The 14,125-nt window shown below is 70.8% G+C and carries 10 protein-coding genes and 1 pseudogene; 8 read left to right on the top strand and 3 right to left on the bottom strand.

Annotation, left to right across the window (positions count from 1 at the left end; genetic code table 11):
• The first annotated feature begins 73 nt into the window (after nucleotides 1-73).
• The 3 genes from ABH926_RS35010 (at nucleotide 74) to ABH926_RS35020 (ending at nucleotide 3,138) form a co-directional block, all read left to right on the top strand.
• Complete coding sequence (locus ABH926_RS35010) at nucleotides 74-1,069, top strand: DMT family transporter (protein WP_370370250.1); 996 nt, start codon at nucleotides 74-76, stop codon at nucleotides 1,067-1,069.
• A gap of 37 nt (nucleotides 1,070-1,106) precedes the next feature.
• Complete coding sequence (locus tag ABH926_RS35015) at nucleotides 1,107-1,850, top strand: PspA/IM30 family protein (protein WP_370370251.1); 744 nt, start codon at nucleotides 1,107-1,109, stop codon at nucleotides 1,848-1,850.
• Between the two features lie 118 nt (nucleotides 1,851-1,968).
• Complete coding sequence (locus tag ABH926_RS35020; RefSeq protein WP_370370252.1) at nucleotides 1,969-3,138, top strand: hypothetical protein; 1,170 nt, start codon at nucleotides 1,969-1,971, stop codon at nucleotides 3,136-3,138.
• Between the two features lie 39 nt (nucleotides 3,139-3,177).
• Here ABH926_RS35020 and ABH926_RS35025 read toward each other — a convergent pair whose 3' ends face one another.
• Entirely contained in the window at nucleotides 3,178-5,343 is a 2,166-nt protein-coding gene (locus ABH926_RS35025) for a hypothetical protein (RefSeq protein WP_370370253.1), read from the bottom strand.
• A 78-nt stretch (nucleotides 5,344-5,421) separates the two neighbouring features.
• A pseudogene (locus ABH926_RS35030) lies at nucleotides 5,422-6,062 on the bottom strand (acetylxylan esterase).
• 99 nt (nucleotides 6,063-6,161) lie between these two features.
• Here ABH926_RS35030 and ABH926_RS35035 point away from each other — a divergent pair.
• From ABH926_RS35035 to ABH926_RS35045, 3 genes are all read left to right on the top strand, one after another.
• Nucleotides 6,162-7,178, top strand: a complete 1,017-nt coding sequence (locus tag ABH926_RS35035; RefSeq protein ID WP_370370254.1) for a LacI family DNA-binding transcriptional regulator — start codon at nucleotides 6,162-6,164, stop codon at nucleotides 7,176-7,178.
• Nucleotides 7,179-7,236: 58 nt separating this feature from the next.
• Nucleotides 7,237-10,251, top strand: a complete 3,015-nt coding sequence (locus tag ABH926_RS35040) for a glycoside hydrolase family 2 TIM barrel-domain containing protein (protein WP_370370255.1) — start codon at nucleotides 7,237-7,239, stop codon at nucleotides 10,249-10,251.
• A 63-nt stretch (nucleotides 10,252-10,314) separates the two neighbouring features.
• A complete protein-coding gene (locus ABH926_RS35045) occupies nucleotides 10,315-11,331 on the top strand; it encodes a LacI family DNA-binding transcriptional regulator (RefSeq protein WP_370370256.1) in 1,017 nt (338 codons plus the stop codon).
• 40 nt (nucleotides 11,332-11,371) lie between these two features.
• Here ABH926_RS35045 and ABH926_RS35050 read toward each other — a convergent pair whose 3' ends face one another.
• The gene (locus ABH926_RS35050) at nucleotides 11,372-12,223 is read right to left on the bottom strand and encodes an SMP-30/gluconolactonase/LRE family protein (protein ID WP_370370257.1); all 852 of its coding nucleotides are present in this window, start codon (nucleotides 12,221-12,223) and stop codon (nucleotides 11,372-11,374) included.
• A gap of 91 nt (nucleotides 12,224-12,314) precedes the next feature.
• On the opposite strand from ABH926_RS35050, the gene ABH926_RS35055 reads away from it, so the two are divergent.
• On the top strand, nucleotides 12,315-12,914 hold the full coding sequence (locus ABH926_RS35055) for a hypothetical protein (protein WP_370370258.1): 600 nt from the start codon (nucleotides 12,315-12,317) through the stop codon (nucleotides 12,912-12,914).
• Nucleotides 12,854-14,116, top strand: coding sequence for a glycoside hydrolase family 36 protein (locus ABH926_RS35060; protein ID WP_370370259.1), 1,263 nt, complete (start codon nucleotides 12,854-12,856; stop codon nucleotides 14,114-14,116). Before ABH926_RS35055 ends, ABH926_RS35060 begins: the two co-directional genes overlap by 61 nt.
• Nucleotides 14,117-14,125: the final 9 nt, after the last annotated feature.

A 14,125-nucleotide genomic window follows, 5' to 3' on the forward strand; every position in this document is an offset into this window, starting at 1 on the left:
CACTCATCACGACTCGGCGTCGAGTCGTGGACGTCATGGATAAGGCGGACCATCGCCTATTACCATCGGCAATGTGACCAGCACCGCTTCCGTCAACCGCACCACCGCCGGTGTTTTGTTCGGCGTGACCTCCTCGGTGGCCTTCGGGGCCGGCGGCCCGTTCGCCAAGGCCCTGATCGCCGCCGGGTTCAGTCCGCTGCAGGCGGTGTGGCTGCGCCTGGTCGGGACGGTCGTGGTGCTGGTGGCGCTGTGCCTGGTGCTGCGGCGGCCGGGGCAGCTGGCGACGATGGGCCGGCACAAGTGGCCGATCGTGGCGTACGGGCTGGTCGCGGTCGCGGCCTGCCAGGTGCTGTACTTCGTGGCGGCCTCGCGGCTGCCGATCGGGATCGCGATCCTGCTGGAGTTCACCGGGCCGGTGTTGGTCGTCGGCTGGGAGAAGCTGGTGCGGCACGCGCACGTGTCGCGGGAGTCCGCGATCGGCGTCGCGGTGGCGATGGCCGGGCTGGCGGTCGTGGTGCAGATCTGGTCCGGCGTGCACCTGGACGCGGTCGGCCTGGCAGCGGGCCTGGGCGCCGGTGCCGGCAACGCGACGTACTTCCTGCTGATCGACCGCCTCGCCGGCGCGGTCGACCCGCTGACGCTCACCACCGGCGGCATGACCGTCGGCATGGCGGTGCTGACGCCGCTGGCCGGGCCGTGGGCCGCGCCCTGGCACATCCTGGGGTCCTCGGTGGCGCTGGGCTCGCACCATCTGCCGGGCTGGACACTGGCCGCGTTCATCGTGCTGATCAGCACAATCTTGTCGTACCTCACCGGCGCCGCGGCGGTCCAACGGCTGAACGCCCCGGTCGCGGCCGGCCTGGCGTACGTCGAACCGGCCTCGGCGACCATCATCGCCTGGATCATCCTCGGCGAGCGCCTGACGCCCACGCAGATCGCCGGCGGCGCCATCGTGCTGGCCGGAGCGTTCCTGGCCCAGCGCGGAATCGGGCACACCACCGTTACCGAAGCGGATTCCGCCCGGTCTATCCTGGGAACCACGGTCACCACGGAAGCGTTGATCCCATGAACCAACGCGCGTGTATCGAAGGGGGCGGGGTGCGTCCATGAGCGGCGTCATGAAGCGGATGAAGCTGGTCGTCGAGGCCAAGGCCAACGCGGCCCTCGAACGCCGCGAGAATCCGGTCGAACAGCTCGACTTGTCCTACGAGAAGCAGCTGGAGCTGCTGCAGAAGGTGCGCCGCGGCGTCGCGGAGGTGGCGACCAGCCGCAAGCGCCTGGAGATCCAGCTCAAGCAGCTCCAAGCCGACTACGACAAGCGCGGCGAGCAGGCCAAGCGCGCCCTGGAAGTGGGCCGCGAGGACCTCGCCCGCGAAGCCCTGGTCCGCCGCGGCCCGGTCCAGCAGCAGATCGAGGACATGACGCAGCAGTACAACGCGCTGCAGGCGGAAGAAGAGAAGCTGGTCCGCGCCTCCCAGAGCCTCCAGCAGAAGGTCGACGCCTTCCGCACCAAGAAGGAGACCATCAAGGCCACCTACGCCGCGGCACAGGCGTCCACCCAGATCGGCGAGGCCTTCAGCGGCATCTCCGAGGAGATGGGCGACGTCAACATGGCCATCGAGCGCGCCGAGAACAAGACGGCGCAGCTCCAGGCCCGCGGCGCGGCCCTGGACGAACTGGTCGCCTCCGGCGTCCTGGACGACCCCACCGGCTACGGCAAGGACGACATCACGCGCGAGCTCGAGGCCCTCTCGGCCGGCCCCGGCGTGGAGAACGAGATGGCGCGGCTGCGCAACGAGATCGCCGAGGGCGAGGCCCGCAAGCAGATCGGCCCGGGCGCCGGCGCCTGACAGCCCGGCGCGAGGGAACGCGCGCGCGGCGCGGCAGGCCGGGGACGGCTTGCCGCGCCGTTGGTGTGGGTGGGGACAGCGATCGGGGGGCTTTTCTGTGTGCGACAAGTGCGACGTGATGAGCGCGGTGGCCGGCAACGCAGGCGCACCGGCCGACGTCCTGCTCCGCCTTCTGGCGCCCGAAGCCGAAGACACCTGGTACGCCCTCGCATGGCGCGACCTCCCCGTCGCGGTCATCGACGCGATCCTGGTCCACCCGAACCGCAAAATCCGCGTGCTCTTCGCGCAGAACGCCGTCGTCGCGCCCGAGCAACGCGCCCGGCTCATCGACGATCCGGAGCCGAGGGTTCGCGGCGCGCTTGCCTACGGCCCCGATTGGCGGCCGACGCGAGCCCGACCCCTGCCGGAGGACATCCAGCTCCGGTTGCTGTCGGACCCCAGTTCGTCAGTGCGCGCGCTCGCGCAGGAGACGCCCTTGCTCTCGCCCCGGCTACGGGGACCCCGGTGGGCGCCCACACCGCAGCCCTTCGAGCCAGACCTTCTCACCAGCCCGGACGAAAGCGACCGGCTCGCCCTGGCTTGGAGCCTCGCAGTATCCAAAGACCTCGTCAGCGCGCTGGCCACCGACCCCTCCCCCACGGTCCGCCTGGCCTACGCCTCGCGCCACGACCTCACCGAAGCCGAACGCGCCGACGTCGATGTCCACGTCGGTCCGAAAGACCGCGTCGACACCGCAGACTGGCTCCTGGAAAGCGAAGACCCCGGCACCGTCATGGCCGGCGCACGCTCGGCCAACCTGCTGCTGCGCCGGACCGCCGCCTACAACACTTTCCTGCCGCCAGAGGGCGTCGAGCTGATCTCGCGCGATTCCGACTACATCGTCCGGCTGCTGCTCTGCGAGAACCACACGGGCATCGACCCGGAAGTGGTTCTCCAGACCTTCCTGGCCTGCGAGTTCGTCACCAAGAGCGACCTGCTCGCACACCGTGACTTCCCCAAGCACGGCCTCGCAGCCCGCTTCGCCGACGATCCGGATCCCGCGCGCCGCTGGCTCGTCTCCCTCGACCCCGTCGCCGATCCCGCGACGCTCATCCGCCTGCTCGACGATCCGGACAAACACGTCCGCCAATCGGTCGTGGCGCACCGGAATCTGCCGCGCGACATCGTCCTCGCATGCCACGCCGATCCCGCAACCCACATCGCGGCGCTGAGAAACCCCGGCCTCCCCGCAGCGCTCCTCCATCAAGCGCTCGACGAAGCCGGGGTCCCCCGAATCCCCTCACCGTGACAGCACCGCCATCACGGCACCGGAGTCACGCCACCACCATCACGGCTTCCAGCTGTACACCAGAATCTTGTTCTTCAGATCGTCCTCGACCGTCACGTGATACGTCCCGTCCGCCCCGACCGCGGCGTTCAGCCCATACGGAATGTCCACCCACCCCGTCGGCCCGTACGCCGACGGCGGCCCCACGATCGCGCTCGGCTCCCACATGCCGACCGGCGAACCGTCCGCGGCCTTGAGGACCCACACCAATCCGCGCGTGGCGATGCCGCACACGAAGATGTACTCGCCGGCCGGCTGCCAGCTCACCGGGGTGGTGGCCACCGGCTGGACGGTCTCGTCCCAGGGCAGCAGGACCTGCCAGGTCGGCGTGGCCGTCGCCGGGTCGAGGGTGCTCCACTTGTCGTAGCTGGCCAGGACCTTGCCGCACTCCTTCCAGTGCGCGTTCTCGAAGGGCTGGTCCGCTGTGTATCCGGACACGTACATCACGTCCGCGGCCAGGTCGTAGTACAGGCGCCGGACCGGTTTGAAGGGGGCGGGCAGCGCCGTGGTCACCATGTGCGCGTAGTCGTAGATCGGGTTGCCGTGGCTGTCAAAGCCTTGCAGGGGGTAGCGGCGCAGGTTGCGGTCGCCGCCTTCCCAGACGTCGCCCTTGGCGTCGACGAACCACACCCAGCAGTTGCTCGGCGCGCTCGCGCCGGTGCCGGGGACCGTGTACTCGTCGGCGGTGAACACGCCGTCGCCGTTGGCGTCGCGCCAGATCCACTCGCCGGCCGCGGGTTGGAACGGGGGCCAGTTCGGGGCGTCGGTGAAGTGGGCCTTGAAGATCGCGGCCGAGGGGACGGCGATCTCGCCGGCCATCTTGTGGACGACCAGTTCCCCGCTGTACATACCGGTGCTGTACATGTACAGGTTGTTGTTGAAGCGGCGCATGAACACCGAGGTGATGTGGTGCTGGTGCCCGATCATGAACAGCCGCGGGTCCTGCGGGTACTTCACCGAGTCCAGGGTGTAGCCCAGCCAGGTCGAGTCGCTGCCCGGCGCCTTGTTGTAGTCCATCCGGTAATGCGCGTGCGGGCTGTAGATGTCCAGGGCGCCGGAGGCCGGGTCGAAGTCCCCTGACGTCACGAACTCCTGCCCGACCAGCTGCCACACCAGGTCTCCGGCCGGGTTGTACTTGCGCAGCCAGGTCCCGTACTCGTTCATGCCGACGTAGACGTTGCCCGCCGAGTCCCCGCCGACGCCGGAGATGCCCCAGAGCTTGTTGACGTCCGGTACGCCCGGCGTCCCGGAGCCGATCCCGCCGGGACGGCCCAGGCTCTTGGCCAGCGTCGGCTTGGCCGAGGACAGCCCGGTGTAGGTGTGCACCTGCCGCAGCGGTCCGTTGTCGCCGACCAGCAGGTCGCCGTTGACATCGACGGCCAGGCAGGTCGGGAGCCAGGTCGGCGCCGGGCCGGCGATGGTGCCCGGCAGCGCCGTGCCGGTGTTCGTGAACCCCAGCACTGTCACCGGGCCGGTCGAGGCCGGATGCCAGAAGTGCCCGTCGTTGGTGTCCCGGGTGACGCCCGAGACCACCCAGACGTCGCCGCTCTTCGGATCGATCGCCACCGCGCCGGGTTGGTTCACGGCCCAGGAGCGGATGATCGTGCCGGTCGCGGCGTCGAAGACGACGACCCGGTTCTGCACCCGGTCGGTGGCGATCACCTGCGTGTCGGTCGCGGCGGCCGCGGCCGGCGGGCTCCCCACGGCGAAGGTCACCGTACCCGCGACCCCGGCCGGCGAGAACGCCGTCAGGCCGTTGCCGACCGTCAGGAACGCGTTCTTGCTGTTCACCGCCACCGCGTCGCCGTTCGCGCTGTGGCTGTTGCCGACGAGCTTGCCGTCCTTGTAGATCCCCGCCTCGTCCCCGCCCTCGTCCCAGAAACTGTTGGTGTAGACGGTGCCGTCGGCGGTGACGGCGATGTTGAACAGGAAGTCCTGCATCCACTGCGTGGCGCCGGCGTACGTGTTCCCCACCCACGAGGTGGTGACGTCGAGCGTGGGGAAGGTGGCGGCGGCGAGGGCGGTATCCGAGGCGGCCGAACGATTCGGCGCCGCCTGCGCGGTGGCGGTCTCACCGAGCAGCGCCGCCGCGGCCCCGCCCGCGATCACCGCGCCGGCGCTGCTCACAATGAGCTGCCGGCGCGTCATTCCCTTGGTGTCCTCCATGTCGAGCTCCCTAGAACGACCGTAAAGTGAACGTTCATTTGAGGGCACTGACGAAAGTAGGTTCGCCCGACCTCAGTGTCAACAGCCCGCGTCCAAGTCTTGACGCAACCCTGCCAGCCAGCGCAGCTGCACCGCGGCGTGAAAACTGCCGCCACCTTCGTGGTTGTTGAACTCGTTCTCCGCGATCTCCTTGGGCCCGCCATAGACGTCATAGGCGGCGAACACCGTCGAAGGCGGACAGATGTCGTCCTTCAACGCCACCGAGAACAAGGTCGGAGCGGTGGCCCGCACCGCGTCGATCGTCACGCGCCGGTAGTAGTAGGCCTCGGATCGCCGATCCCGCGCGTCATGAACCCCGGATATGAGGGCCCTGATCCATGCGGGTCGGCAGTGTCCCCGACTCCCCAATCCGAGCCCTGGCCCCGCGTGTCCATCACGAAGTAGGCGTAGCCGGCGCTGGCCCACAACACGTCATCGTGCGGTAGACCCCTTCCGCCGCCGTAGCCTATGTAGCGCACCACCACCGGAAGCGGCCCGACCGCGTGCCGGGGCAAGTGCAGCCAAGCGCGCACCGGCTCGCCGCCGTAGCCGGGGAACGTCACGTCGTAGGTGGTGATCGTGGTGAGGCCGGTGTCGAGGGGTTCGGCCGTCGGCTTGCCGCCGAGCGCCCGGGCCTTCTCGATGCCCTCGCGCCAGAACGTGTCGAAATCGGGCACCATGAGATCTCCCTTCCGGATTCCCGTGTGGTTGCTTATGATCCAGGAATCTGTCACGTGAACGTTCATCCGGAAAGGGCTGCGATGCCAGGACGGCCGACGATGCGCAGCGTCGCGGAGCACGCGGGAGTCTCGCACCAGACGGTCTCCCGCGTGGTGAACGGCGACCCGACGGTCACCGACGCGGTCCGCGAGCGCGTCGTCGCCGCCATGACCGAGCTCGGCTACCGGCCCAGCGCCGGCGGTCGCGCCATGGCCCGCGGCCGCACCGAGGTGGTCGGTCTGGTGATCCCGCACGACCCGGGCTTCGCCTTCGCCAACGACCACCTGATCCGCATGATGACCGGCGCGGAGCAGGAACTGGCCGGCCGCGGCTACGGCATGCTGCTGTCCACCCGCGAGACCTCCAAGGACCCGGCCTCCGCCTACCGCCGCTTCGACCGGCGCCGTCTGGTCGACGGCCTGATCGTCGAGGGCGGTGGCGGGACCGCCGCGCTGCCGCACCTGGTGGAGCTGGGCTATCCGGTCGTGGTGATCGGCTACACCGAGGACGACCTCCCGATGGTGCATCCGGACGACGAAGGCGGCGCCTACGCGGTCACACAGCACCTGCTGGCCCTCGGCCACCGCCGCATCGGCGTGGTCAACGGACCGCCGGAGAGCCGGCTTGCGATGGCCGCGCGCCTGCGCGGCTTTCATCGCGCCTACTCCGACGCGCGCATAGAGCCCGCCCCGGACCTGATGGTCCACGGGGACTTCACCTTCGAATCCGGGTACGCCGCCGCGCAGCGCCTGATGGCACCACCGCATCCGCCGACCGCGGTCTTCGCCTTCAACGACGCCATGGCCCTGGGCGTCCTGCGCTGGATGCGGGAGAACGGCCGGAAGGTACCCGGCGACGTCTCCGTCGCAGGGTTCGACGACACGTCCGCCGCGATCCTCGGCGAGACTCCGCTGACCAGTGTCGCGCTGCAAAGCGTGGACCTGGGCCGGCGCGCCGCGCAGATCCTGCTGGACCTGCTCGACGGCAATGCCACGCACAACGACGAGACCATCATGGCCGGCCGGCTCATGGTGCGCGCGTCCACGGCCCCGCCACCGGCCGTCGCCAGAGGTTGAGATCGCCCTGACCCACTGACGTCCAGACACCCTGACGCCCGAAGGATGTGCCGACTCGATGACGACTGAGTCCTCTGAGCCCCTCAACCAGCGCTTCGCCTACGTCGAGGACCGATCCCCCGGCACCGGCCGCCTCGCGCCGCGTGCCGCGTTCGCCTCCGACGCCGCGGTGCTCGGGCTCGACGGACAGTGGCGGTTCCGGCTGGCCGCCGGGCTGCACGACACCACGCACGACTTCCAGACGCCCGACTTCGACGACGCGCGCTGGGCCGACATCGCGGTCCCGTCGTGCTGGCAGATGGAGGGCGTGCCCGGCGAGCCGCGGTACGGCGCGCCGGCGTACACGAACGTCACCTACCCGATCCCGCTGAACCCGCCGCACGTCCCGCGCGAGAACCCGACCGGCGAGTACCGCCACGCCTTCGACGTCCCGGAGGACTTCCATTCCGAGGGCGCCCGCCTGCGTTTCGAGGGCGTCGACTCCTGCTTCGCGGTCTGGCTGAACGGCACGCTGCTCGGCGACGGCAAGGGCTCGCGGCTGCCGACCGAGTTCGACGTCTCCTCCGTGCTGGAACCGGGACGGCGCAACGTGATCGCGGTCCGGGTTAACCAGTGGTCGGCCGGCACCTACCTGGAAGACCAGGACATGTGGTGGCTGTCCGGCATCTTCCGCTCGGCGGCGATCCTGGAGCGGCCGCGCGAGGGGATCTCGGACTTCTTCGTCCACGCCGACTACGACCCGGCCACCGGCCAAGGCACGCTGCGGATCGACGTGACCGGCACGGCCCGCCTCACCGTCGCCGAGCTCGGTATCGCCGACGCCGACCCGGCCGGGCCGTTCCTCATCGCGCACGTCGAACCGTGGAGCGACGAGCGGCCGCGCCTGTACACCGGCGAGCTGGTCAGCGCCGGCGAGCGGGTCCCGGTCCGCATCGGATTCCGCCGCGTCGAGACCGCCGACGGCGTCCTGCTGGCCAACGGCAAGCCGCTGAAGTTCCGCGGCGTGAACCGCCACGAGTGGCATCCGCAGACCGGCCGCACCCTGAGCGCCGAGACGATGCTCGAGGACGTGCTGTTGATGAAGCGGCACAACATCAACGCCGTCCGCACCTCCCACTACCCGCCGGACTCCCACTTCCTGGACCTGTGCGACGAGTACGGGCTCTGGGTCGTCGACGAGTGCGACCTGGAGACCCACGGCTTCGCCCTGGCCGGCTGGCGCGACAACCCGGTCGCGGACCCCGCGTGGCGCGAGGCGCTGCTGGACCGCGCCGAGCGCATGGTCGAGCGGGACAAGAACCACCCGAGCGTGGTGATCTGGTCGCTGGGCAACGAGTGCGGCAGCGGGGAGAACCTGGCCGCGATGGCCGCGTGGATCCGCGAGCGCGACCCCGAGCGGCTGATCCACTACGAGGGCGACCGGGACTCCTCCTACGTCGACCTGTACTCGCGGATGTACTCGAACCACGACCACGTGGCCGCCATCGGCGTGTATCAGGAGCCGATGACGTCCGACCCGACCGTGGACGCGCACCGGCGGTCGCTGCCGTTCGTGCTGTGCGAGTTCGCGCACGCGATGGGCAACGGCCCCGGCGGTCTGCTGGAGTACCGGGAGCTGTTCGAGGCCCATCCGCGGCTGGCCGGCGGCTTCGTCTGGGAGTGGATCGACCACGGCATCGCGCAGGGCTCGCACCACGCCTACGGCGGCGACTTCGGCGAGCGGGTGCACGACGGCAACTTCGTCGCAGACGGCCTGCTGTTCCCGGACCGCACGCCCTCGCCGGGCCTGCTGGAGTACGCCAAGCTCTGCGAACCGGTCCGCATCGACGGCGACACCATCCGCAACCTGCACCACAGCCGGGACACCGGCCATCTGCGCTGGAGCTGGCGGCTGGAGATCGACGGCGACCTCATCGCGCAGGACGAGCTCGCCGTCCCGCCGATCCCGCCGGGCCAGGCCTTCCGCTTCCGGCACCCGGAGGAGCTGGCCAAAGCGGCCTACGCGGCGGGTCCCGGCGAGCGCTGGCTGACCGTGGAGGCGGTGCTGGCCGCCGACGAGCCCTGGGCCCCGGCCGGACACCTGGTCGCCTGGGGCCAGACCGAGCTGGACGACGCGCCGGTCACCGACGCCGATCCGCTGGTGGACCAGGCCGTCGCGCTGGCCGCCGACGCGCTGCTGAACGCCACCGCCGCCGGCGGCACCACGATCGACCGCGGTGACGCGGCGGCGGACTACCTGACACCGCAACGCCTGGGCGACACCGTCACGCTGGGAGCGGCCACCTTCGATTCCTCCTCCGGGGAACTGCTGGGCCTGGCCGGACTGGCGGTCGAGGGCTTCGCGCTGGACCTGTGGCGGGCCCCGATCGACAACGAGATCTGGTCCTCCTTCACCGCGCCGCCGCTGCTCGAGGACTGGCGCGAGGCGGGTCTGGACCGGCTGGTGCACGACGTGCTCGCCGTGGAGTCCGAGCCCGACGCGTTCACCGTCACCACCCGCGTCGGTCCGGTCGGCCGGGACCACCACCTCGACGTGGTCTACGTCTGGTCGGCGACCGACGCCCGGCTGAGCCTGACCGTCCACACCACGCCGAACCGGCCCTGGCCGTGCCCGCTCCCCCGGCTCGGGGTCTCCTTCCGGCTGCCCGGCGACCTGGACACCGTGAGCTGGTACGGGCTCGGGCCCGGCGAGGCCTACCGGGACAGCAGGTCGGCGGTGCGCGTGGGCCGCTATCAGAGCTCTGTCCCCGATCTGCAGACGCCCTATCTGTTCCCGCAGGAGAACGGCAACCGGCACCAGGTCCGCAGGGCCTCGCTCACCCGGGCCGACGGCACCGGGCTGCTGCTGTCCGGCGCCCCGCACTTCGACCTCGCGGTGCGGCCGTGGAGCACCGCCGCGCTGGAAGCCGCGCGCCACACCGACGAACTCGAGCCCTCCGGGCGGCTGCACGTCCATGTGGACCACGCACACCACGGCGTCGGGAGCGCGTCGTGCGGCCACCCCCTGCAGCCCCGCCACCGCCTCGAAGCCACGGGGGCGAGCTTCACCTTTACCCTGGAGGCGCTACAGTAGCGACACGAGACAACGTAGGCACCGGGCCCGGCGCCGTGTCGCCGGAAGGAACCGGACCGCAGGATGAGCACGCCCAGCGCCGGTGGCGAGATACGCCGCCCGACCATGGCGGACGTGGCGCGGATCGCGGGCGTCAGCCTGAAGACGGTCTCGCGGGTCGTCAACAACGTCCCGACCGTCGATCCCCAGCTGGTCGGCAAGGTCAACGCCGCCGTCGCGGAGCTCGGCTTCCGCCGCAACGACATGGCCCGCAACCTGCGGGCCGGCAGCAGTTCGGCGACGGTGGGCCTGCTCATCGAGGACCTGGCGAACCCGTTCTACGCCGGCATCGCCGCGGCGGCGGCGCAGTACGCGCTGGACCGCGACACCCTGCTGATCACGGCCAGCTCCGAGGAGGACGCCGACCGCGAGCGCAAGCTGCTGCTGGAGCTGTGCGAGCGGCGGGTGGACGGGCTTCTGGTGGTCCCGGCCGCCGACGCAGACCACGTCTACCTGCGCCCGGAGATCGAGCGCGGCACGCCGATCGTGTTCCTGGACCGGCCGCCGCGCAACCTGCGCGCGGACACGGTGCTGATCGACAACGCGGCCGGGGCCCGGATGGCGGTCGAGCACCTGGCCGCCGCCGGACACACCCGGATCGCCGTGGTCTCGGACTGGCTGAGCATCTCCACGATGGCCGAGCGGCTGGGCGCCGCGGAGAAGGCGCTGGAGCAGGCCGGGCTCCCCTACCGGCCGGACCTGATCAAGTACGGCGTGCACACCGTGGCCGACGCCACCGCGGCGGTGAACGCGATGCTCGACGGCCCCGAGCCGCCGACCGCGGTGTTCGCGCTGAACAACCGGCTGGTCCTGGGCGCGCTCAGCGCGCTGGGCGGCCGTTCGGCGCAGGTGGAGCTGGTGGGCTTCGACGACTTCGAGACCGCCACGTTCGTGCCGTGGCCGCTGACGGTGGTCTCCTACGACGTGCGCGAGATCGGCCGCGTCGGCGCGGAGCTGCTGTTCAACCGGATAGGCGGGGACCGGTCGCGGCCCAAGACGGTGGTCGTGCCGACCGAGTTGGTGGTGCGCAGCGCCGGTTGACCCGGCACGGTGTGAACCGACGCCGCGCCCTCCCATTAAATCAGTCCTCGAATATACTCGCCGGCAACCCGCGCAGACCGGCGTCCACGGCGAAGACCGAGCCGGCCAGGGGCTCGCGCGCGGCGTCCGTCCGCTCGCGCGCGGACGTCACGAACAGCACGCCGTCGGGGCCGAAGGCGCAGGACGAGGGCTGCGACACCGGGAAGCGGACGGCGGCCAGCAACCGTCCGCGCGGGTCGTAGCGCCGCACCTGGCCGGCACCCCAGACGGCGAGCCACAGGCAGCCGTCCTCGTCGACGCACAGGCCGTCGGGCAGTCCGTCCTGGATGTGGATCAGCTCACTGAACGGCCCGATCGTGCCCGCGCGCACGTCGAAGGCCGCCGCCAGCACCACCTGCCGCATGCTGTCGGCCAGGTAGAACACCGAATCGTCGGGACTCCAGCCGAGTCCGTTCGGCAGCGTCAGCCCTTCGGCGACGGTCCGGACCCCGCGCCGGGGGTCCCAGCAGTGCAGCGCTCCGCGGCCCGGTTCGAAGGACGTTTCCGTGCTGCCCGCCCAGAATCGGCCCGCTGAGTCGCACTTGGCGTCGTTCATCCGCAACGCCGGATCCGCGAGCACCGGATGCCGGACGATGAGGTCACCGTCCGGTATCAGTGTTCCGAAACCTTCCGCACACGCCGCGACCCAGCCTCCGCTTCGCCGCGGGGCCACCGCGCCGAGACTCATGCCGACGTTCGCGATCTCGGTCGCGGGACCTCGTTCGCGCAGATCAGCTCGCAACAGACGGCCTCGCGGGATGTCCACGAAGACCAGGCGTCCGGCCGCTTCCTCGACCACCGGCCCCTCTCCCACCAGTGCGTCGCAGAGCACGAATACCTCCGGATCGAACATGGGAATGCGCTTTCCTTTCTCGGCTTGAAACCCTGGACAACGTTGTCTCAGCGTGGCTATGGTCCTCAGCAATCCCTCGAAAGGACTGGTGATGATCCCCCTTCCCGACCCGCGTCGGCTGTGGAACGACGGTAGCGCCGTTGAGGTGCACGGTACCGTCGTCACACGGCTCGCCCCGGGGCCGGGACCGGTTGTCGCCAAGGATTCCGAGGGCGGTGTCGTCGAGCTCGCCGGTGGGATGTCGGAGACAACGTTGGTACGTCTCGACGTTCCGCTCGGCGGCGCCGTCGGCTACTGGCACCCGGCCTGCGGCTGGGACCGCCACCTCGCCGCGGACTGGATGACCGGCTGGCGCGCGGTCGGCCTGGCCGACTCGGCGCCGCTGGGGTGTCTGTACGACGCCGACGGCGACGCACTGCTGGCCTTCGCCACCGATCGCCTGGTCGCCACCACCCACGTGAAGCACGGCGTCGGCGAGCGCACCGGCCGGTTCGGCGTCTGGCTGGCGATGGACCTGGAGCCCGGCGAGATCTGCCGGATCCGTATAGCCGAGCCCGGTTTTTCGCACGCCGACGCGCTACGCGGGCTGGCGCGCTGGCGCGCTGGCAGTCTCCCGGGACGGCACTGCCCGTGCCGGACGCCGGCCGGACCGCGACCTACTCGACGTGGTACTCGTACCACCAAGAGGTGAGCGCGGCGGCGATCGAGGCCGAGGCGAAGCTGGCCGCCGAATCAGGGTGCGGACTCCTCATCCTGGACGACGGCTGGCAGCGCGGCGGCACCGGCGGTGGCTACTCCGGGTGCGGCGACTGGGAACCGGACCCGGAGAAGTTCCCGGACTTCGGCGCGCATGTCGCCGCGGTCCACGAGACCGGCCTGACGTACATGGCCTGGATCGCTCCGTTGTTGCTCGGCCGGGACAGCGCGGCGCGCGAGGCGCTCGCCGACTTCGCGCCGCACGCCCGGCCCGAATGGCGCTGCCACATCCTGGACCCGCGCCACGCACGCGTCCGCGAGTTCGTCGTCGACAGCTGCGCGCGGCTGGTCGAGGCGTACGGCCTGGACGGCCTGAAGATCGATTTCCTGGACTCCGCCTCGGCGTACGCGAGTGGGACGTACGCCGAGGCGGGAAACACCCCGGGCGCGGCCGACGACGGCTGGATCCCGGACGTCGGAACCGCGATGCGCGTGATGCTGGCCGCTCTGCGCGACCGGCTCCTCGCGACCCGCGGTACCGACTTCCTCATCGAGTTCCGCCAGCCGTATACGGGCCCTGCGATGCTCGCCTACGCGAACCTGCTGCGGGCCGGCGACTGTCCGGCCGACGCGGTCGCCAACCGCGTGAAGTCCCTGGACCTGGCGCTGCTCGCCCCGGACGCCGCGATCCACTCGGACATGCTGATGTGGGACGCGACCGCCACCCCGGAGCAGGCGGCCCGGCAGCTGCTGGCCGTCCTGCACACCGTCCCGCAGATCTCGATGCGGCTCGCCGACCTGCCCGCGGAGCACCGCGCCATGACCGCTTTCTGGCTCGGGTTCTGGCGGGAGCACCGCGATCTGCTCACCGGCGGCCGGCTGCGCGCCGGACGCCCCGACGAGCTGTATCCCGTGGTGACCGCCGCCGACGCCGAGCGCGCCGTGGCGGTCCTGCACAGCGCACGGCATCTGGTCCCGCTCGACCTGCGCGGGCTCCGCGAGGCCGCCGTGGTCAACGCCACCGGCGCCGGCCGTGTCGTCCTCGACCTTCCGCACCAAGCCGACGTGCGCCTGACCGTGTCAGACGCCTGCGGTCGCACCGTCCGCGCGGAGAACACACGCCTCGCCCTCGGGCCGGTCTCCGTCGCGGTTCCCCCGTCCGGCCTGTGCCTCATCACACCTGTCACACAGGCCTGATACCTGCTC

The sequence above is a fragment of the Catenulispora sp. GP43 genome, assembly GCF_041260665.1.
Taxonomy (GTDB): domain Bacteria; phylum Actinomycetota; class Actinomycetes; order Streptomycetales; family Catenulisporaceae; genus Catenulispora.